General features: G+C 63.3%; 21 protein-coding genes. 11 read left to right on the forward strand and 10 right to left on the reverse strand.

The genetic code is table 11. The features are described from left to right. The first annotated feature begins 190 nt into the window (after positions 1-190). A complete protein-coding gene (locus HG549_RS00305; RefSeq protein ID WP_170027632.1) occupies positions 191-1,708 on the forward strand; it encodes a SulP family inorganic anion transporter in 1,518 nt (505 codons plus the stop codon). Between the two features lie 2 nt (positions 1,709-1,710). On the opposite strand, the gene HG549_RS00310 is transcribed toward HG549_RS00305, so the two are convergent. Both HG549_RS00310 and HG549_RS00315 read right to left on the reverse strand, forming a co-directional pair. Beyond that, positions 1,711-2,793, reverse strand: coding sequence for a hypothetical protein (locus tag HG549_RS00310; protein ID WP_170027634.1), 1,083 nt, complete (start codon positions 2,791-2,793; stop codon positions 1,711-1,713). Between the two features lie 108 nt (positions 2,794-2,901). Then, positions 2,902-3,546 (reverse strand): hypothetical protein, encoded by a 645-nt coding sequence (locus tag HG549_RS00315; RefSeq protein ID WP_170027636.1) that lies wholly within the window; start codon positions 3,544-3,546, stop codon positions 2,902-2,904. A gap of 369 nt (positions 3,547-3,915) precedes the next feature. Here HG549_RS00315 and coxB point away from each other — a divergent pair, with 369 nt between their 5' ends. From coxB to HG549_RS00335, 4 genes are read left to right on the forward strand one after another with little or no spacing between them, the layout of a single operon-like run. Beyond that, a complete protein-coding gene (coxB, locus tag HG549_RS00320; protein ID WP_170027638.1) occupies positions 3,916-5,043 on the forward strand; it encodes a cytochrome c oxidase subunit II in 1,128 nt (375 codons plus the stop codon). Positions 5,044-5,086: 43 nt separating this feature from the next. Then, positions 5,087-6,676, forward strand: coding sequence for a cytochrome c oxidase subunit I (gene ctaD / locus HG549_RS00325; RefSeq protein ID WP_170027640.1), 1,590 nt, complete (start codon positions 5,087-5,089; stop codon positions 6,674-6,676). 10 nt (positions 6,677-6,686) lie between these two features. After that, positions 6,687-7,253 carry a cytochrome c oxidase assembly protein gene (locus tag HG549_RS00330; RefSeq protein WP_170027642.1) on the forward strand — a complete coding sequence of 189 codons (567 nt, stop codon included), beginning with the start codon at positions 6,687-6,689 and terminating at the stop codon, positions 7,251-7,253. A 16-nt stretch (positions 7,254-7,269) separates the two neighbouring features. Next, positions 7,270-8,157, forward strand: a complete 888-nt coding sequence (locus HG549_RS00335) for a cytochrome c oxidase subunit 3 (RefSeq protein WP_170027644.1) — start codon at positions 7,270-7,272, stop codon at positions 8,155-8,157. A 164-nt stretch (positions 8,158-8,321) separates the two neighbouring features. Here the strand turns inward: HG549_RS00335 and HG549_RS00340 are convergent, their stop codons facing one another. Then, positions 8,322-8,525, reverse strand: a complete 204-nt coding sequence (locus tag HG549_RS00340; protein WP_003258925.1) for a twin transmembrane helix small protein — start codon at positions 8,523-8,525, stop codon at positions 8,322-8,324. A 63-nt stretch (positions 8,526-8,588) separates the two neighbouring features. On the opposite strand from HG549_RS00340, the gene HG549_RS00345 reads away from it, so the two are divergent. Genes HG549_RS00345 through HG549_RS00365 form a run of 5 tightly spaced genes read left to right on the forward strand, consistent with a single transcriptional unit; the run spans position 8,589 to position 12,472 of the window. Then, a complete protein-coding gene (locus HG549_RS00345; protein ID WP_170027646.1) occupies positions 8,589-9,326 on the forward strand; it encodes an SURF1 family protein in 738 nt (245 codons plus the stop codon). Next, positions 9,295-9,876 (forward strand): hypothetical protein, encoded by a 582-nt coding sequence (locus HG549_RS00350; RefSeq protein ID WP_170027648.1) that lies wholly within the window; start codon positions 9,295-9,297, stop codon positions 9,874-9,876. Before HG549_RS00345 ends, HG549_RS00350 begins: the two co-directional genes overlap by 32 nt. Positions 9,877-9,885: 9 nt before the next feature. Then, on the forward strand, positions 9,886-10,959 hold the full coding sequence (locus tag HG549_RS00355) for a heme A synthase (protein WP_170027651.1): 1,074 nt from the start codon (positions 9,886-9,888) through the stop codon (positions 10,957-10,959). Then, positions 10,944-11,843 (forward strand): heme o synthase, encoded by a 900-nt coding sequence (gene cyoE / locus HG549_RS00360; RefSeq protein WP_170027653.1) that lies wholly within the window; start codon positions 10,944-10,946, stop codon positions 11,841-11,843. Before HG549_RS00355 ends, cyoE begins: the two co-directional genes overlap by 16 nt. Beyond that, complete coding sequence (locus tag HG549_RS00365; RefSeq protein ID WP_170027655.1) at positions 11,840-12,472, forward strand: SCO family protein; 633 nt, start codon at positions 11,840-11,842, stop codon at positions 12,470-12,472. The genes cyoE and HG549_RS00365 overlap by 4 nt, the downstream gene beginning before the upstream one ends. A 122-nt stretch (positions 12,473-12,594) precedes the next feature. Here HG549_RS00365 and HG549_RS00370 read toward each other — a convergent pair whose 3' ends face one another. The 3 genes from HG549_RS00370 to HG549_RS00380 form a co-directional block, all read right to left on the reverse strand. After that, positions 12,595-13,365, reverse strand: coding sequence for a MetQ/NlpA family ABC transporter substrate-binding protein (locus tag HG549_RS00370; RefSeq protein WP_170027657.1), 771 nt, complete (start codon positions 13,363-13,365; stop codon positions 12,595-12,597). Between the two features lie 64 nt (positions 13,366-13,429). Then, a complete protein-coding gene (locus tag HG549_RS00375; RefSeq protein WP_170027659.1) occupies positions 13,430-14,101 on the reverse strand; it encodes a methionine ABC transporter permease in 672 nt (223 codons plus the stop codon). Then, positions 14,101-15,108, reverse strand: a complete 1,008-nt coding sequence (locus HG549_RS00380) for a methionine ABC transporter ATP-binding protein (protein ID WP_170027661.1) — start codon at positions 15,106-15,108, stop codon at positions 14,101-14,103. Before HG549_RS00380 ends, HG549_RS00375 begins: the two co-directional genes overlap by 1 nt. A gap of 224 nt (positions 15,109-15,332) precedes the next feature. Between HG549_RS00380 and katE the strand changes: the two genes are divergently transcribed. Continuing rightward, a complete protein-coding gene (katE, locus tag HG549_RS00385; RefSeq protein ID WP_170027663.1) occupies positions 15,333-17,468 on the forward strand; it encodes a catalase HPII in 2,136 nt (711 codons plus the stop codon). A gap of 108 nt (positions 17,469-17,576) precedes the next feature. Here katE and HG549_RS00390 read toward each other — a convergent pair whose 3' ends face one another. The 4 genes from HG549_RS00390 to zur all read right to left on the reverse strand — a co-directional run bounded on the left by HG549_RS00390 (position 17,577) and on the right by zur (position 20,446). Continuing rightward, entirely contained in the window at positions 17,577-18,284 is a 708-nt protein-coding gene (locus HG549_RS00390) for a PA5502 family lipoprotein (RefSeq protein ID WP_170027665.1), read from the reverse strand. A 128-nt stretch (positions 18,285-18,412) separates the two neighbouring features. After that, positions 18,413-19,195 carry a zinc ABC transporter permease subunit ZnuB gene (znuB, locus tag HG549_RS00395; protein WP_170027667.1) on the reverse strand — a complete coding sequence of 261 codons (783 nt, stop codon included), beginning with the start codon at positions 19,193-19,195 and terminating at the stop codon, positions 18,413-18,415. After that, entirely contained in the window at positions 19,188-19,964 is a 777-nt protein-coding gene (gene znuC / locus HG549_RS00400) for a zinc ABC transporter ATP-binding protein ZnuC (protein ID WP_170027669.1), read from the reverse strand. The genes znuB and znuC overlap by 8 nt, the downstream gene beginning before the upstream one ends. After that, complete coding sequence (gene zur / locus HG549_RS00405) at positions 19,961-20,446, reverse strand: zinc uptake transcriptional repressor Zur (protein WP_170027671.1); 486 nt, start codon at positions 20,444-20,446, stop codon at positions 19,961-19,963. Before zur ends, znuC begins: the two co-directional genes overlap by 4 nt. Between the last annotated feature and the right edge of the window lie 15 nt (positions 20,447-20,461).

The following is a 20,461-nucleotide window of genomic DNA, read 5'->3' on the forward strand; positions in this document are numbered from 1 at the left end:
ACCCATCCACCCGCTGGAACCTTGATAGCCGGCTGCACCCTGCTGGGGTGTGGCGCGGCTTTCGGCTGCCCTGAATTCCCTGACTGCCCTGCCGGCATGCCTGCTGGCGGCCCGCGCCTGCGCGCTTGTCAGGGGCAAACGTGCCCATGGCCAGGGGAATGGCTGTGTGACAGAGAAAGGAGAAACAACGGTGAACATTACACAGTTGAAAGCGGCCCTGCCGCGTGAGTTGCTGGCGTCGGTGGTGGTCTTCCTGGTAGCCCTGCCGTTATGCATGGGTATTGCAATCGCTTCGGGGATGCCGCCGGCCAAAGGCCTGATTACCGGCATCATCGGCGGCATCGTCGTGGGTTTCCTCGCTGGCTCGCCGCTGCAGGTGAGTGGCCCGGCCGCTGGCCTGGCCGTGCTGGTGTTCGAACTGGTGCGCCAGCATGGCATGGCCATGCTCGGGCCGATCTTGCTGCTGGCTGGCCTGCTGCAATTGCTGGCCGGGCGCCTGCGCCTGGGGTGCTGGTTCCGTGTCACCGCCCCGGCGGTTGTTTACGGCATGCTCGCAGGTATCGGTGTGCTGATCGTGCTGTCCCAGGTGCATGTGATGTTCGACACAACACCGCAGCCTTCGGGCCTGCAGAACCTGGTGGAATTTCCTTCGACCGTGGCGGCTGCCCTGCCGGTGGAGAATGCGGGCTCTGGTTGGCAAGCCGGTGCACTCGGGCTGGGTACCATCGCCATCATGTGGGGGTGGGAGCGCTTGCGGCCGCGCAAGCTGCGTTTCGTTCCCGGTGCCTTGTTGGGCGTGGCAGCGATGACGGTTATCGCCATCTGGCTGGCACTGCCGGTGAACCGGGTACAGGTGCCGACGGACCTAACCGAAGCCATCGACTGGATCCGCCCCGATGACCTCATGAAGCTGGCCGATCCGTCCCTGCTGGTGGCCGCTTTCGCATTGGCCTTCATCGCCAGCGCCGAAACCTTGTTGTCCGCCGCTGCGGTGGATCGCATGCATAGCGGGCAACGTTCAGACTTCGACCGTGAGCTCTCGGCACAAGGGATTGGCAACATGCTTTGCGGGTTGCTGGGCGCGCTGCCAATGACTGGCGTCATCGTACGCAGCTCGGCTAACGTGCAGGCAGGTGCACAAACACGGGCTTCGGCCATTCTGCATGGCGCATGGTTGTTGGCGTTCGTCGTGGCTCTGGGCAGCGTGCTGCAGCAGATTCCGGTGGCGAGCCTGGCGGGCGTGCTGGTGTACACCGGCGTGAAACTGGTCGACTTCAAGGCCCTGCGCGGCCTGAGCCGCTACGGCAGGATGCCGATGTTCACCTACGTGGCAACAGCCGTGACGATCATCTTTACCGACCTGTTGACCGGGGTGTTGCTGGGCTTTGCCCTGACGCTGCTGAAGCTGGCCTTCAAGGCGGCACGCCTGAAGATCAGCCTCGCCCAGCTCGAGACCAGCGGCCATATGGAGTTACGCCTGAGCGGTGCGGCAACCTTCCTCAAGGTACCTGCCCTGACCCAGGTACTCGATAGCGTGCCTGCGGGGACTACGTTGCATGTGCCGCTGGCCAACCTGACCTACATCGACCACTCCTGCCTGGAGCTGCTGGAGGACTGGAGCAGAACCAGTGGCTCGATCCTGCGCATTGAACAACGAGGGCTCAAGCGCAGGGTGGAGGGACGTCTGCGAAGCGTGGCGGGTGCCTGAGGTCAGTTCTTCACCTCGATCATCTCGGGTGCACCCGGCCAGGTACCGGTCAGGTTGACCGTACGGGTGCCACCCAGCCACTCGGTGGCGGGGGTGTTCCACTTCAGCGATTTGCGGGTATTGGCGCCGATGTTGACGAATTCCGCTGTCAGCACCATCTCGGTGGCTGTCAGCGGGATATCGCCAAAGCTCGCCGAGCTACCGCCGATTACGGTACTGGAATGTTCCACAGGGCCAGAGGGCGTCTGGTAGGCGAGCGTGACTTTGGTGATGTAGGTAGTCAGAGACGAGGCCTTGCTGTCGACATGCAGGTTCAATACCCCAATCTTGCCGACCCAGCTCGGAATCAACACCCGGCTGCCTGCGTACGATGCGAAGTAATAGGCCACAGGTAGGGGGTCGGTTGCCACTTCACCGCTTTTGGCCGGCAGGGTGTGTGTCTCGACTTCACTTGAGTTGCTGGTGAACAGGTAACTCGCCTTGCCGTTGCCCGAAATGCCCTCTTCACCGAGCAACCGGTTCAGGCCAGTCGCGCTGCCGGCAACGGTGAAGCTTGCCTTGCTCTTCTTTGACACCGCATTCAGGCCACTGCTGGCGTAGACCACCGAGGTGACGACGCCAAAACCTTCCGATATACCGGCGCTGGTTGCCATGTTCACCTTGCGTGCCTGGGCAAGCAGCCATTCGTACTGATCGTCCAGCACGCAGAGGTTGCAGATGCTGTGCTCACCGGCGATGGCAAACTCGGAGGTGATGGCATTTTCCTTGTCGAAGGTCCACTCCAGTGCGGCATCCGGTTTGACCTCGACCCCCGTGCCCGGATCGAGGATCACTCCCTGCCCTTTGGCGCTGACGCTCCTGCAGGTCACGCCACTGGATTTGAAGTCCCACTTGCGGCTCTGCAGATTCTTGCTGACCTCGACGCCGGGCAGGGCATCGGCGACCAGCTTGAAGTCGCCGGAATCGGAATCGACGATGCCGACGGCGCCAGGCTTGATCGATGGGTTGAGGCCCCAGTTGCCCCATATCGTGCCATAGGTACCACGCAGCAGGTCCGTGAACACTCGGTTTCTTTTGATCGTCATTGTCATCACCTTGAAATAGGAAAGCGCCGCCTTCAGACGGCGGGATGACAGTAGCGATGAGCCCGAATGGGCAGCAGAAGGACCGCCTTCCCCGGACGGTCGTGCGGGTCAGGCGCCTGTCTGGCCGAACGCCACGTTCAACTGACGGGACAGGCACGGCCAGCGCTTCCAGGCCGCGCCTGTCTGCGGGCTGCTCAGGGCTGCGCGATAGGCTTCCACCGATTCGCTGGCGAAGCTCTCGTCGTCGAGCATCTGATCCACCGAATGATGCACCACCTCATCCAGCTGGTTGGCGAAGGTTTCACCAATCAACTGGTGGGCGACCAGGTTGGCCACGGTGGTATCCACAGGTATCAGCGGTTGCTTGAAATGGCGGATGTACAGGTCATTGACCTCCTCCACCAGGCGGTGAGCCAGGTAGGCTTCATCCAGCAGGCAATCCAGCCCCACATGCCCTTGCACCATGCTTGGCGGCTGCAGGAAATAAGCCTCGGCAATCTTCAGTACAGGGGTGATCTGCGATTCGATACCGGCTTCACGGGCGACCTCGTGTGCCGCCTCCAGCAATTCCGGTACCTGGTCGATGTAGGCTCTGACGAAGCGCGCCAAAGTACCCTGGGCGTCCTGCTCAGGCAGTTGGATCGAGGGATGCAGGTGGGGCAGTTGTATCTCGAGACGCTTTTTCAGTTGGCCGGTACGGCTTTCGTGATCGTGGGCTTGGCTAATCTGCTCGCGTACAGCAGCGATGTTCATGACAACTCCAGGGACGTTACGTTTCAAACGGAAGACACTAAATTAGCTCGGTATACAGAATACCTAAGACGCATTTGTTATAAGTGGCGCGACGCTGTGCATGCTCCGGCATATCGAAATGCCATTATCGCGCCATGCCCCGTCAAGTGCGCGGTTTTCCGAGGTGATCGGGCATTTCATGAAGTTCATTTCACGGGTGTCGTTGCGTGCCATTGGTCGCTGTCTATACTCCCGGTGAACGTGATTCGTTGATGAGGCCCAACTGCTTTTAGCAGGGGCTCGGTCGTCGAAGCCAGCAGTCTTGACCGCCGTTCCCTCTTGCCGCAGGCCACGCCTCCGGGACAACAAGAACGAGAAGGGGAACCCGCAATGATGCGACATCCACATGTCTGGATGGGCCTCCTGTTGTGGTCGGTTTTTGGTCAGGCCAACGCTGCCTGGACCGTGAACATGCACCCAGGGGCGACGGAAGTCTCCAACGCCGTCTTCGACCTGCACATGACCATCTTCTGGATCTGCGTGATCATCGGCGTGGTTGTGTTTGGCGCGATGTTCTGGTCGATGGTCATCCACCGCCGCTCCACCGGCCAGCAGGCTGCGCATTTCCACGAGCATACCTGGGTGGAAATCCTCTGGACCGTAGTCCCTTTCCTGATTCTGGTGGCGATGGCCATTCCGGCCACCAAGACCCTGATCAACATCTACGACGCCAGTGAGCCGGACATCGACATCCAGGTCACCGGCTACCAGTGGAAGTGGCACTACAAATACCTTGGCCAGGACGTGGAGTTCTTCAGCAACCTGGCCACCCCTGCCGACCAGATCCATAACCAGGCACCCAAGGACGAGCACTACCTGCTCGAAGTCGACCAGCCGCTGGTACTGCCGGTCGGCGCCAAGGTGCGCTTCCTGGTCACCGCTGCCGACGTCATTCACTCCTGGTGGGTGCCGGCGTTCGCGGTCAAGCGTGATGCCATCCCCGGTTTCGTCAACGAAGCCTGGACTCGCATCGACAAGCCCGGCATCTACCGTGGCCAGTGCACCGAACTGTGCGGCAAGGATCACGGCTTCATGCCGGTGGTGGTCGAGGTCAAGTCCAAGGCCGATTACGACACCTGGCTCGGCGAGCGCAAGGCCGAAGCCGCCAAGCTCAAGGAACTGACCAGCAAGGAATGGACCCTGCAGGAGCTGGTGGAGCGCGGCGATAAGGTCTACCACACCACCTGCGTAGCCTGTCACCAGGCCGAAGGCCAGGGCCTGCCGCCGATGTTCCCGGCGCTCAAGGGCTCGAAGATCGCTACCGGGCCCAAGGAAGCCCACCTGGGCATCGTCTTCCATGGCAAGCCGGGTACCGCCATGGCGGCGTTCGGCAAGCAGCTGTCGGAGGTCGATATCGCCGCCGTGGTCACCTACGAGCGCAACGCCTGGGGCAACAACAAGGGCGACATGGTCACGCCGAAGGACGTGCTGGCGCTGAAGCAGGCAGAAGCGCAATGAACCGGGTTACTCGCGGCAATCAGCGGATTGCAGGAGGCAGGACATGAGTGCAGTGATCGACGACCACGCCCACGGCCATGAGCATGCACACGGGCCGGCCAAGGGCCTGATGCGCTGGGTGCTGACCACCAACCACAAGGACATCGGCACGATGTACCTGTGGTTCAGCTTCATCATGTTCCTGCTCGGTGGCTCGTTCGCCATGGTGATCCGCGCCGAGCTGTTCCAGCCCGGGTTGCAGATCGTGGAGCCGGCGTTCTTCAACCAGATGACCACCATGCACGGCCTGATCATGGTGTTCGGCGCGGTGATGCCGGCCTTCGTCGGCCTGGCCAACTGGATGATCCCGTTGATGATCGGCGCACCCGACATGGCCCTGCCGCGGATGAACAACTTCAGCTTCTGGCTGCTGCCGGCGGCCTTCCTGCTGCTGGTCTCGACCTTGTTCAGCCCGGGCGGCGGGCCGAATTTCGGCTGGACCTTCTATGCCCCGCTGTCCACCACCTATGCCCCGGCCAGTGTCACCTTCTTCATCTTCGCCATCCACCTGATGGGTATCAGCTCGATCATGGGCGCGATCAACGTGATCGCCACCATCCTCAACCTGCGTGCCCCGGGCATGACCCTGATGAAGATGCCATTGTTCGTCTGGACCTGGCTGATCACCGCGTTCCTGCTGATTGCAGTGATGCCGGTGCTGGCCGGCGTAGTGACCATGATGCTGATGGATATTCATTTCGGCACCAGCTTCTTCAGTGCCGCCGGTGGCGGTGACCCGGTGCTGTTCCAGCACGTGTTCTGGTTCTTCGGCCACCCCGAGGTGTACATCATGATCCTGCCGGCCTTCGGCGCGGTCAGTTCGATCATCCCGGCGTTCTCGCGCAAGCCGCTGTTCGGCTACACCTCCATGGTGTACGCCACCGGCGCAATCGCCTTCCTGTCGTTCATCGTCTGGGCCCACCACATGTTCGTGGTCGGCATCCCGGTGGTCGGCGAGCTGTTCTTCATGTACGCCACCATGCTGATCGCCGTCCCCACCGGGGTGAAGGTGTTCAACTGGGTCAGCACCATGTGGGAGGGCTCGCTCACCTTCGAGACCCCGATGCTGTTCGCCATCGCCTTCGTCATCCTGTTCACCATCGGCGGCTTCAGTGGCTTGATGCTGGCCATCGCGCCAGCCGACTTCCAGTACCACGACACCTACTTCGTGGTGGCGCACTTCCACTACGTGCTGGTGCCCGGGGCCATCTTCGGGATCTTCGCCTCGGCCTACTACTGGCTGCCGAAATGGACCGGCCACATGTACGACGAAACCCTCGGCAAGCTGCACTTCTGGCTGTCTTTCGTGGGCATGAACATGGCGTTCTTCCCCATGCACTTCGTCGGCCTGGCCGGCATGCCGCGGCGGATCCCCGACTACAACCTGCAGTTCGCCGACTTCAACATGGTGTCCTCGATCGGTGCCTTCATGTTCGGTGCCACGCAGGTGTTCTTCCTGTTCATCGTCATCAAGTGCATCCGCGGTGGTGCGCCAGCGCCGGCCAAGCCTTGGGATGGCGCCGAGGGCCTGGAATGGTCGATCCCCTCGCCTGCGCCCTACCACACCTTCCAGACACCACCGGAAGTGAAATAGGAACGCTGCCATGAATGGCCTGTCGTTGAAACGCCTGGTATTGCGCCTGCTGATGCTGACGGTGGTGATGTTCGCCTTTGGTTTCGCCCTGGTGCCGATCTACGACGTGATGTGCAAGGCCTTCGGCATCAATGGCAAGACCGGCGGGCAGTATGAAGGCAGCCAGCTTGCCGACCCGACGCGTTCGGTGCGGGTGCAGTTCATGTCGACCAATGCCAGCGACATGGTCTGGGACTTCTACTCCACGGCCGATCAGCTGGAGGTCAACCCGGGAGCGGTGAACCAGATGATTTTCGTCGCCCACAACCCGACCGACCGGCCAATGAGTGCCCAGGCCATCCCCAGCATCACCCCGGCCGAGGCCGCGGCGTACTTCCACAAGACCGAGTGCTTCTGCTTTACCCAGCAGGTGCTGCAGCCCGGCGAACGCATCGAGATGCCAGTGCGCTTCATCGTCGACCGCGACCTGCCGGCCAGCGTGAAGCACCTGACACTGGCCTACACCTTGTTCGACATCACCGCTCGCCACCCGCCGGTCGCGCACGTTGCGGCCCAGGACGTCCAGGGCGCCCGTTAAGGGAAGGAGAACAGCAATGGCAAGTCACCAGCACTACTACGTCCCGGCGCAGAGCAAATGGCCGATCATCGCCACCATCGGCATGTTCATCACGGTGTTCGGCCTGGGGACCTGGTTCAACGACATGAAGGCCGGCCACCCCGAGTCGCACGGGCCGCTGATCTTCTTCGTTGGTGCATTGTTCCTGGCCTACATGCTGTTTGGCTGGTTCGGCTCGGTGGTGCGGGAGAGCCGCGCGGGACTGTACAGCCCGCAGCTGGACCGTTCGTTCCGCTGGGGCATGAGCTGGTTCATCTTTTCCGAGGTGATGTTCTTCCTGGCATTCTTCGGTGCGCTGTTCTACGTGCGCGTGCTGGCCGGGCCGTGGTTGGGGGGTGAAGGGGCCAAAGGGGTGGCGCACATGCTGTGGCCATCCTTCGAATTCACCTGGCCGCTGCTGCACACGCCGGACCCGAAACTGTTCCCGCCGCCCAAGGAAGTGATCGATCCGTGGCACCTGCCGCTGATCAACACCATCCTGCTGGTGAGCTCCAGCGTGACCATCACCATTGCCCACCATGCGCTGCGCCGTGACCACCGCGGTGCGCTGAAATTGTGGATGGCGCTGACCATCGTCCTGGGGGCCAGCTTCATTGCGCTGCAGGCCTACGAGTACCACGAGGCCTACACCAAGCTGGGGCTGACGCTGGGCTCGGGCATCTATGGCGCGACGTTCTTCATGCTGACCGGCTTCCACGGGGCCCACGTGACACTTGGCACGATCATCCTGATCGTGATGTTCCTGCGCATCCTGCGCGGGCACTTCAACCCGGACAAACACTTTGGTTTCGAGGCCGCCAGCTGGTACTGGCACTTCGTCGACGTGGTGTGGGTGGGGCTGTTCATCTTTGTGTACGTGCTTTGACAAACGGCGCGGTCCCTGTAGGAGCGGCCTTGCGTCGCGAAGGGCCGCGTAGCGGCCCCAATCCTGCGACCGCCGATACCTCTGATAGGCCGCATTGGCTGCCTTTGGGGCCGCTACGCGGCCCATCGCGACGCAAGGCCGCTCCTACAAGGTGTCTCGTAGGATCAGAAGGGGGCGTGAGAAACCAGCTGGCCACTGATGAAGCCCCAGGCGACCAGGCCGATGGTCAGGGCTGCCAGGGTCACCCGCACGGTCAGCGCCTTCAACAAGCGGGTCGAGTTTTCGTCGTCCTTGACCAGAAACACCAGCCCACTGAACAGGCTGGCAATCGTGGCCAACAGCATCAGGACAATCGCGGCCTTGAGCATGGCGATACTCCGGGGGGATGCGGTGATGTGGACAAGTATAGCGAGCGACCTGGCGAGGCACCGATGAGGCCGTTTCGCCCGGGCTGGGTACCCACCCTGGTGGTGCTTGCGCTACTGCCGGGGCTGATCGCGCTGGGCTGCTGGCAGCTCGGCCGCGCCACGGAAAAGCGCTTGCTGCTGGCCACTTATGCCGAGCGCCGAGCCGAGGCGCCCCTGGCCCTGGCCCAGCTGACCGCGAACCAGGACAACGCCTTCCGCCGCGTGCACTTGTATGGCCGCTTCGATGGCGAACACAGCCTTTTGCTCGACAACCGCCTGCGCGATGGCCGGGCCGGTGTCGAGCTGTTGCAACCCTTCCATGACCAGGCCAGCGGCCTGTGGCTGCTGGTCAACCGCGGCTGGTTGCCATGGCCGGATCGCCGCGTGCCGGTGCACTTCGATACGCCAGCCCAGGCGCTGGCAGTGGACGCGTCGGTGTATGTCACGCCCGGCAGCACGTTCCAGTTGCACCCCGACCCGGCAGGCGGCCAATGGCCGCACTTGCTGACCGCCGTTGATACCGCACAGCTATGGCAGCAACTCGACCGCGAAGGCTTCGCCCACGAACTGCGCCTGGAACCCGGCCCGGCAGCCTATCGCCTGGACTGGCCGGTTGTCGCCATAGGCCCGGAAAAACACCTGGGGTACGCCGTGCAGTGGTTCGCCCTCGCGGCTGCGCTGGTGCTGCTCTACCTCTACTTCGGCTGGCACCACAACAAGGAGAAACGCCATGGCCACCGCCACTCCACTGGACGTGCCTGAACGCAGCAAACCCAGAGCCCGTGGGCGTTTGCAGCTGATCCTGATCCTCCTGGTGGTGCTCGGGCCGATGATCCTCGCCACCAGCATGTACAAGCTCAAGTTCTGGGTACCGGAGGGTCGCAGCTACCACGGCGAGATGATTGGCAATGGTGAGAGCCGTGCCGATCTTGGCGTGGCGGGCCAGGACGAGCGCTGGCAGCTGCTGGTGAGTGCCCCCGCAGCCTGTGCCGACGATTGCCAGCGCCTGGTGTACCTGGCCCGGCAGATCCAGGTGGGCCTGGGCCGTGACGCCAGCCGTGCCAGCCATGCGCTGGCCAGCGCGCAGCCGCTGAGCGCCGACTACCAGGCGCTGCTTGGCCGCGAGTACCCGCAGTTGCAGCGTTACCCACTGGATGCGCAACGCTACCTGCAGAAGGTCGGCGAGGCCGGCCCGCAGCTGTGGATCATCGACCCGCACGGCAACCTGGTGCTGCGCTACGACGCCAAGGTCAACGGCAAGCATGTGCTGGACGACCTGCGCCACCTGCTCAAGCTGTCCAACATTGGCTAGGAGCCTGCCATGGCCAGACCCGGATTCCGCCTTGCTGTGTTCGCCACCTTGCTGGCGCTGCTGGTCGTCCTGCTCGGTGCCTATACCCGCCTGACCCACGCCGGCCTCGGTTGCCCCGACTGGCCAGGCTGTTATGGCTTTATCAGCGTGCCCAAGAGCGAAGCGCAGCTGGCCCATGCCGAGCTGCATTTTCCCGATCACCCGGTGGAAGCTGCCAAGGGGTGGGCCGAGATGGTGCATCGCTACTTCGCCGGTACGCTGGCGCTGGTAATCGCCCTGCTCGCGTTCCAGGCGGTGCGCCGTCATGCCCGCGATGGCCAGCCTTATCGTCTGCCCTTGCTGCTGCTGGGCGTGGTGCTGGCCCAGGCCGCTTTCGGCATGTGGACCGTTACCCTGCAACTCTGGCCGCAAGTGGTAACTGCCCACCTGTTGGGCGGCTTCACCACGCTGAGCTTGCTGTTCCTGTTGTCCCTGCGTCTATCCCGGGCATTTGCGCCTTTGCCAAAATTGCCGCTGAGCCTTCGTCGGGTCGCTGCGCTGGCGTTGCTGGTAGTGATTGGCCAGATCGCCCTGGGTGGTTGGGTTAGCTCCAATTACGCCGCCGTGGCCTGCATCGACTTGCCCACCTGTCACGGTGAGTGGTGGCCGGCAGCCGACTTCAGCAATGGTTTTCACCTGACCCAGCAGGTCGGCCCGAATTACCTGGGCGGCCAGCTCGACAGCGACGCTCGCACCGCTATCCACATCAGCCACCGCCTGGGAGCGCTGGCAGTGACGCTTGTGCTGTTGCTGCTCAGCTGGAAGCTGCACCGCAACCAGCTTAATGGCCTGGCGCGCCTGGTGTTGCTGGCGTTGGCGCTACAGGTGAGCCTGGGCCTGGCGAATGTGGTGTTGCACCTGCCACTGGCCGTCGCCGTGGCGCACAACGCTGGCGGGGCGCTGCTGCTGCTGACCATGGTTTTCCTGAACTACCGCATCCGGGTGGCTGACCAAATTCATATCAGCCATGGCTGGCGCCTGACGCCGATGGCCGGCGCGGGCGTCGCCCCACACCCGAGGAATGCACTGTGGCGACGCTTCTGAAAGCACAGGGACAACGTGCCGGCTGGCGCGACTACCTGGAACTGACCAAGCCCAAGGTGGTGGTGCTGATGCTGATCACCTCGCTGGTGGGCATGCTGCTCGCCACCCGTGCCGGGGTGGCGTGGCAGGTGCTGGTGTTCGGCAACCTCGGTATCGGCTTGTGCGCGGGCGGGGCGGCGGTGGTCAATCACGTCGTGGACCGGCGTATCGATGCGCTGATGGCGCGTACCCACAAGCGCCCTCTGGCCCAAGGGCGCGTCGAGCCGCTGCCAGCGCTGCTGTTTGCCTTGGGCCTGGCGCTGGCGGGGATGGCCTTGTTGCTGGTGTTCACCAATCCCCTCACGGCCTGGCTGACCCTGGCTTCGCTGGTGGGTTATGCAGTGATCTATACCGGCTTTCTCAAGCGTGCCACGCCTCAGAACATCGTCATCGGCGGCTTGGCCGGGGCCGCCCCGCCGCTGCTTGGCTGGGTCGCGGTCAGCGGGCATGTCAGTGCCGAACCGCTGTTGCTGGTGCTGATCATCTTTGCCTGGACACCACCGCATTTCTGGGCCCTGGCCATTCACCGCAAAGCGGAATACGCCAAGGCCGACATCCCGATGCTGCCGGTGACCCACGGCGAGCGCTACACCAAGCTGCATATCCTGCTGTACACCCTGGTGCTGCTGGCGATCACCCTGCTGCCCTATGTCATCCACATGAGTGGCCCGCTGTACCTGGCCTGTGCCGTCCTGCTGGGCGCGCGCTTCCTGCAATGGGCCTGGGTGTTGTACCGTGGCAGCCGGCCGCACGCGGCGATCGGCACCTTCAAGTACTCTATCGGCTACCTGTTCGCGCTGTTCATCGCGTTGCTCGTTGACCACTACCTGTTGCTGAACCTATGACCCGAACCCAGAAAACCGTCTTCATCCTCGTTGCCCTGGTCGCGCTGATTCTGGGCCTGACCGTCAACAAGGTGCTCAATGGCCGCGGCCAACCCAATCCGACCGAGCTGATCGATGCCGGCATCATCCTGCTGCCGCAGAGCCGTGCCGTGGCCGACGTCACCATGACCAACCAGGATGGCCAGCCGGTGCGCCTGGATGACCTGAAAGGCAAATGGTCGCTATTGTTCTTTGGCTACACGTATTGCCCGGATATCTGCCCGACCACCCTGGCACAACTGCGCCAGGTCAAGAGCGAGCTGCCCAAGGAGGCGGTCGATCGGCTGCAGGTGGTGCTGGTGAGCGTGGACCCGAACCGTGACACACCGACCCAGCTGAAACAGTACCTGGGTTATTTCGACAAGGACTTCGTCGGGGTGGCGGGGTCGATCGAGGATACCCAGAAGCTGGCCAATGCCTTGAGCATTCCGTTCATTCCGGCGGATACCAGCAAGCCAGGCTACACCGTGGACCACAGCGGCAACCTGGCGGTTGTGGGGCCGGACGGGCGCCAGCGCGGGTTCATTCGGGCGCCGTTCAACAACCAGAAGCTGGTGGCGCAGTTGCCGGGGCTGGTGAAGCGGGACTGAGTGGGGCCCCTGAAAAGCTTCGCGGGCACGCCCGCTCCCACAGAGATATCACAAGGCCTGAGGCTAGCGATGTACCTGTGGGAGCGGGCGTGCCCGCGAAGAATCCAGCGCGATAGTTCGGATCAGAACGCCGGAACCACAGCGCCCTTGTACTTCTCGTTGATGAACTGCTTGACCTCAGGCGAGTGCAGCGCCGCGGCCAGCTTCTTCATCGCCTCCGAGTCCTTGTTGTCCGGGCGGGCGACCAGGATGTTGACATATGGCGAATCGCTGCCTTCGATCACCAGCGCGTCTTTTTCCGGGTTCAGCTTGGCTTCCAGCGCATAATTGGTGTTGATCAGGGCAGCATCGACCTGGGTCAGTACGCGGGGGATGGTGGCTGCTTCCAGCTCACGGAATTTCAGGCCTTTCGGGTTCTCGGCAACATCCTTCACGGTGGACAGGATGTTCTTGTTGTCCTTGAGCTTGATCACGCCGGCCTTGTCCAGCAGCAGCAGGGCGCGGCCACCGTTGGTAGCGTCGTTGGGGATGACCACGGTGGCGCCGGAGGACAGCTGGTCCAGCTTCTTGATCTTGGCCGAGTACACGCCCAGCGGCTCGATGTGCACGCCAGTCACGCTGACCAGCTGGGTGCCCTTGGCCTTGTTGAACTCATCCAGGTAAGGCTGGTGCTGGAAGAAGTTGGCATCCAGGCGCTTTTCCGCCACTTGCACGTTCGGCTGAATGTAGTCGGTGAATTCCTTGACCTTCAGCTCCACGCCCTCCTTCGCCAGCGCAGGTTTGACGAAGTTGAGGATTTCGGCGTGTGGCACCGGGGTGGCGGCGACGGTCAGGGACTCGGCGTGGGCCGAGAAGGCCGCGACAGCGGCGACAACAGCAAGCAGCTTCTTCATTGAGCACTCCTTGTGAGGGCCGCGACGGCCCCCGAACGGGTCGGCCTGGCCGACCCCATTGGGGTTATTTACGGGAAAAATGCACGACCAGTTTGTCGCCCACGCTTTGCAGTACTTGAACCAGTACCAGCAGCAGAACCACGGTTACCACCATCACATCGGTCTGGAAACGCTGGTAACCGAAGCGAATGGCCAGGTCGCCCAGGCCGCCGGCACCCACCACGCCCGCCATGGCGGTGTACGACACCAGGGTGATGGCGGTTACGGTAATGGCCGCGAAGATGCCCGGGCGGGCCTCCGGCAGCAATGCACTGGTGATGATCTGGCGGGTAGTGGCGCCCATCGACTGGGTGGCTTCGATGATGCCGCGGTCCACTTCACGCAGGGCGGTTTCCACCAGGCGTGCGAAGAACGGCGTGGCCCCGACGACCAGTGGCGGGATGGCACCTGCAACGCCCAGCGAAGTGCCGGTAATCAGCACGGTGACCGGGATCATCACGATCAGCAGAATGATGAACGGCAGCGAACGCAGGATGTTGACGACCAGCGACAGCAACGCGTACACGCCCTTCTGTTCGAACATCTGCTTGGGGCCGCAGAGGAACAGCAACACGCCCAGCGGCAAGCCCAGCAACACGGTGAAGAACAGCGAGCCGAACAGCATGATCATGGTATCGACGGTGGCCAGCCAGATTTCGGCCCAGTCGACGTTGGCGAAGAAATTCAGGGCGTCCATCAACGCAGTACCTCCATATGTACGTCAGCTGCCTTGAAGCGGGTGAACGCCGCTTCCATGTCACCGCCGATCAGGGCGAGAGTCAGCTGGCCATAGGGCACGTCCTTGATGCGGTCGATGCGCCCGGCGAGGATGCTGTAGTCCACACCGGTTTCACGGGCGACGGTGCCCAGCAGCGGTGCATAGGTGGCGTCGCCCTGGAAGGTCAGGCGCACGATGCGTCCTGGCACGTGGGCAAAGTCGTCGCGCTGCTCGCCTTCGTCGACCTGCTCGTCTTCCTGGACAAAGCGTTTGGTGGTGGGGTGCTGCGGGTGCAGGAACACCTCGGCCACCGGGCCTTGCTCGACGATCTGGCCGGCGTCCATCACCGCCACGCGGTCGCACACCCGGCGGATCACGTCCATCTCGTGGGTGATCAGCACGATGGTCAGCTTCAGCTCACGGTTGATCTCGGCCAGCAATTGCAGGACCGAGGCCGTGGTCTGTGGGTCGAGGGCGCTGGTGGCCTCGTCGCACAGCAGGATCTTCGGGTTGGTGGACAAGGCGCGGGCGATGCCGACGCGCTGCTTCTGGCCGCCGGACAACTGCGCCGGGTACTTCCTGGCGTGGTCGGAAAGGCCGACACGGGCCAGCAGCTCGGTGACACGCTTGTCGATCTCGCTGCGCGACAGTTCGCCGGCCAGGGTCAGCGGCAGGCCGACGTTGTCGGCGACGGTCTTGGAGGCCAGCAGGTTGAAGTGCTGGAAAATCATCCCGACCTGCTGGCGGAAGCCGCGCAACTGGCTGGCGTTGAACGCGGTGACATCTTCGCCGTCGACGATAATCTTGCCGCCGGAAGGTTCTTCCAGGCGGTTGATCAGGCGCAGCATGGTGCTCTTGCCGGCGCCGGAATGGCCGATCAGGCCGAACACCTGGCCATTCTCGATGGTCAGGGTGGTCGGATTCAGTGCGGGAATTTCCCTACCGGCAACGCGGTAGGTCTTGTGTACCTGTTGGAACTCGATCACGTAGCGAACCTTGTGGGGCGCATGGAAATTGGGGTCAGCGGTTGGCTGGGGTCGCGCATTTTAGCCTTTTCCAATAGCTGTTCTTAGCATTTATTTCGTATTGCACCAATCCTTCGGGCATATCGCGACAACCGGTAAAGTCAATTGAACGCAACCAAGCGGCCTCCAGTCACTACTTGAACATGCCCTGAAGGGCGGCCTGAAGACGGATGAGGAGAGCCACGATGCCCAGCAAGAAGACGGATTCGCCAAGACACAGCCAGCTCGCCGGCACCGATACGCCTGACCGTGCCAACACCAATGCCAAGCTGCAAAGCCTGGAAGACGTACGCAGCGATGCCACCGGCCAGGCACTGCGTACCAACCAGGGCGTGCGCATCGCCGACAACCAGAACACCCTCAAGGCTGGCGACCGCGGCCCCTCGCTGCTTGAAGATTTCATCATGCGCGAGAAGATCACCCACTTCGACCACGAGCGTATTCCGGAGCGCATCGTGCATGCCCGGGGCACCGGGGCGCATGGCTATTTCCAGAGCTATGGCGACCACGCAGCGCTGACCAAGGCAGGTTTTTTGCGCGATCCGGCAAAGATCACTCCCGTCTTCGTGCGCTTTTCCACGGTACAGGGCCCGCGCGGGTCGGCCGACACCGTGCGTGACGTGCGCGGTTTTGCAGTCAAGTTCTATACCGATGAAGGCAACTTCGACCTGGTTGGCAACAACATGCCGGTGTTCTTCATCCAGGATGCGATCAAGTTCCCGGATTTCGTCCACGCTGTGAAGCCGGAGCCGCACAACGAGATCCCTACCGGTGCCTCGGCCCACGACACTTTCTGGGATTTTGTCTCGCTGGTGCCGGAGTCGGCCCATATGGTGATGTGGGCAATGTCGGACCGCGCGATCCCGCGCAGCCTGCGGATGATGGAAGGTTTCGGCGTGCACACCTTCCGCCTGGTCAACGACCAGGGCGTGGCCAGCTTCGTCAAGTTCCACTGGAAACCGCGTCAGGGCGTGCATTCGTTGCTGTGGGACGAAGCACAGAAGCTGGCCGGGAAAGACCCCGACTTCCAGCGCCGTGACCTGTGGGAAGCCATCGAGACGGGTGATTACCCGGAGTGGGAGCTGGGTGTGCAGATCGTGCCGGAAGCCGACGAGCACAAGTTCGACTTCGACTTGCTGGACCCGACCAAGATCATCCCGGAAGAACTGGTCCCGGTTACGCCGCTGGGCAAGATGGTGCTGAACCGCAACCCGGACAACTTCTTTGCCGAAGTGGAACAGGTGGCGTTCTGCCCCGGCCATATCGTGCCGGGCATCGACTTCAGCAACGACCCGCTGCTGCAGGGCCGGCTGTTCTCCTACACCGACACCCAGCTTAGCCGCCTGGGCGGACCGAACTTCCACCAGATCCCGATCAACCGCCCGGTCGCCCCCAACCACAACAACCAGCGCGATGCCCTGCATCAGCATGTGGTACACAAAGGGCGCGCCTCCTACGAGCCGAACTCCATCGATGGCGGCTGGCCGAAAGAAACCCCGCCGGCGGCGCAGGATGGCGGTTTCGAGAGCTACCAGGAGCGCATCGATGCATACAAGATCCGCCAGCGCAGCGAATCGTTCGGCGACCATTTTTCCCAGGCGCGGCTGTTCTTCCAGAGCATGAGCCCAACCGAGCAGCAGCACATCATCAAGGCTTACAGCTTCGAACTGGGCAAGGTCGAGCGTGAGGCGATCCGGGCGCGGGAAGTGAACGAAATCCTGGCCAACATCGACCTCAAGCTGGCGGCGGCGGTGGCGGCAAACCTCGGCCTGCCCGCACCAACGGCGGCTACCGTGCAGGTGAAGGGCAGCCAGTTGGCCCAGTCGCCGGCGCTGAGCCAGCTGAATCACCCGGGTGTGGTCGGTATCAAGGGGCGCAAGATCGCAGTGCTGGTGGCGGATGGCGTGGACGCCGGCAGTGTCGACCGGCTGGTGAAGGCGCTGGAGGCGCACAGTGCCCGGCCGCTGCTGTTGGGGCCGACTTCAGCGCCGGTGAAAGCGGCGGATGGCACGCAGTTGCCGGTTGCTGCTTCCATGGAGGGCATGCCATCGATCATGTTCGACGGAATTGTCGTGCCGAGTGGCAAGGCTTCGACCGATGCGCTGGCGGCCAGCGGGCTGGCCAAGCATTTCCTGCTCGAGGGTTACAAGCATCTGAAGGCCATGGTGCTGACCAGGGAGCTGTCCGGCAGCCTGGGCCTCAAGGCAGACAAGGGCTTGCTGCTGGGGGATGACCAGAGCGCGGTGGATGCCTTTGTCAAAGCGGTTGAAGGGCATCGGGTGTGGGAGCGTGAGGCGGCTGCGGAGGCGGTACCGGCCTGAGGGGCTACTGTGCAGCCCATGGCGACACAAGGCCGCCCCTGCAGAGGATCGCATTGCCCTGTAGGAGCGGCCTCGTGTCGCGAAAGGGGCGCGAAGCGCCCCCGCTTTTCAGCGCTGGCGTGGCACCAGCACGACCTGCGCCGGCAGCGCGCGCTGGATCTCATGCTTCTGCTTCAGCTCGAACCCGCTGTCGATCTTGCGCACGCGCTTTTCCAGCAAGGTCTTCAGCCAAGGCCCGTCCTCGGTGCGCGGCACCTGGAACACCACGTCGCACTGGTAGCTGACCACGTCGGCGGCAATGTCATCCAGCTGGCGGCGCATGGCGCGGCTGTCGGTGGTTTTCAAGGCCACCACGGTGCTGGGCGCCGTCGGGTCGATGATGCGCGCCTTGGGCTTGGCTTCGGCGGCTTTCAACGCTGCCTCGGCTTTTTCCAGCTCGGCTTTGCGGGCCTGGGTCACGGCATCGCCACCGGTCACTGCCGGGGCCTGCGGCATCAGTGCACGAGCGCGGGCCAGGGCGGTGGCCGCCGCGTTCACATCGCCCTTTTGCAGGAACACCTGGCTGCGCTGCAGGTAGGCCTCGGCCAACTGGCGCTGGTATTGCTCCAGGCGCGCGTCAGCCGGCGACTGGGCCTGCAGGGCGGCCAGCTGGTCTTCGGCGGTTGCCAGCTCGTTGCTGGCGATGTTCTGTTGCAACTGCTGCCAGGCATCGGCTTGGGCAGGTACGGCGGCCTGTTCGACCGGCGCGCTGGAACAGGCAGCCAGGAACAGGGAAAACGCGGCAACAAGCAGATAACGGGAGGCGAACGGCTTCATTCCTGCGACTCTCTATTTGCGCAAAAAGCGAGCAAGTCTACACCCAGGTGCGCACGCTCGAAAACAAGTCTTACAGACCCTTTACGTGCGAAAAGGTTGCAGGGCGCGCCTTCACGCGCCCTGTTTTTTCAGCGTTTGGGCAGGGCCAGGCTCAGCAAGAATAGCACCGCCGCGCACACCACGATCGACGGGCCGGCGGGGGTGTCCTTGAACCACGACATGGCCAGGCCACCGCATACCGCAGTCACGCCCAGCAGGCTGGCGCCCAGGGCCATCTGCTCGGGAGAGCGGGCGTGGCGCTGTGCCGCAGCGGCGGGGATGATCAGCAACGAGGTAATCAGCAGCACGCCGACGATCTTCATGGCCACGGCAATCACCACCGCGATCAGCAGCATCAGTGCCATGCGCAGGCCGGCTACGGGCAGGCCTTCGACCATGGCCAGCTCTTCGTGCACGGTGATGGCCAACAACGGCCGCCACAGCATGGCGAGCAGCAGCAGGACCAGCACGCTGCCGCCGAGGATCCAGGCCAGGTCGGTGGGGCTGATGGCCAGCAGGTCGCCGAACAGGTAGGCCATCAGGTCGATGCGCACGTCATGCATGAAACTCAGCACCACAAGGCCCAGCGACAAGGTGCTGGGGGCGAGGATGCCGAGCAGGGTATCGGAGGCCAGCGGCTGGCGCTGCTGCAAGGTGACCAGCAGGATCGCCAGCAGCAGGCAGCCTACTGTTACCGCCAGCGCCGGGCTGACGTCCAGGGCAAAGCCGAGGGCTACACCGAGCAGGGCGGCGTGGGACAGGGTGTCGCCAAAATAGGCCATGCGCCGCCACACCACGAAGGAGCCCAGCGGGCCGGCCACCAGCGCCAGGGACAAACCGGCAAGCAGGGCGTAGAGAAGAAAATCAGCCATGCTTGCAGTGCGCTCCGTGAACATGGGTGCCAGGTGCGACCACCGAGCCGTGCAGGTCGTGGCTGTGGTCGTGATGGTGGTGATAGATGGCCAGGCTGGGTGCGGCGGCCTGGCCGAACAGCTCGACGAATGCCGGGTCGCCGCTGACTTGCTCGGGGTGGCCCGAGCAGCATACGTGGCGGTTCAGGCACACCACCTGGTCGGTGGCGCTCATGACCAGGTGCAGGTCGTGGGAAACCATCAGCACGCCACAGCCGTGGCGGTCGCGCAGGCGGGTAATGAGGTTGTACAGCTCGGCCTGGCCGACCACGTCGACGCCCTGCACCGGTTCGTCGAGCACCAGTAGCTGGGGTTCGCGCAGCAGGGCACGGGCCAGCAGCACGCGTTGCATCTCGCCACCGGAAATGGTCTGGATCGGGCTGTCGATGACCTGCTCGGCTCCCACTTCCTGCAACGCCGACAAGGCTGCCGCACGGTCTACTCCGGGCACCAGGCGCAGGAAGCGCAGCACCGACAGCGGCAGCGTGGCATCCACCTGGATCTTCTGCGGCATGTAGCCAATGCGCAGCTTCGGCTTGCGCCATACCTTGCCGTGGTGTGGCTTGAGCAGGCCGAGCACGGCGCGCACCAGGGTGGTCTTGCCCGCGCCGTTGGGGCCGATCAGGGTAACGATCTGGCCGGGTGCGACCGACAGGTCGATGCTGTCGAGCACCGCCTCGCCGCCGAAGGTGACACCGACCTGCTCCAGGCGGATCAGTGCATCGCTCATGCCGCGCTCCGGCAGTTGCTGCACAGGCCGACCACCTCCACGGTCTGGCTCTCGACCGTGAAGCCTACGCCCTTGGCGCTGTTGATGATGGCTTGGCTGATGCTGTCCTGTTCCAGCTCGATGGCCACATGGCAGGCCTTGCAGATCAGGAACTGGCCCTGATGCACATGCTCTGGGTGGCTGCAGCCGATGAAGGCGTTGAGCGAGGCGATGCGGTGTACCAGGCCGTTCTCCAGCAGGAAATCCAGCGCGCGATATACCGTAGGCGGCGCGGCGCGGCGGCCATCCTGCTCGCTGAGCACGGCGAGGATGTCGTAGGCACCCAGCGGCTTGTGGCTTTGCCACACCAGTTCCAGTACCCGGCGGCGCAGCGCGGTCAGGCGCAGGCCCTGGCGGGTGCACAAGGCGTCGGCTTCAGCCAGTGCGCTATGTACGCAGTGGGAATGGTCGTGAGGACGGTTGGCCAGCGGCGTGATGGACATGGGCAGCGACGGTTC

Source organism: Pseudomonas sp. SK (assembly GCF_012975065.1).
Classification (GTDB): domain Bacteria; phylum Pseudomonadota; class Gammaproteobacteria; order Pseudomonadales; family Pseudomonadaceae; genus Aquipseudomonas; species Aquipseudomonas anuradhapurensis.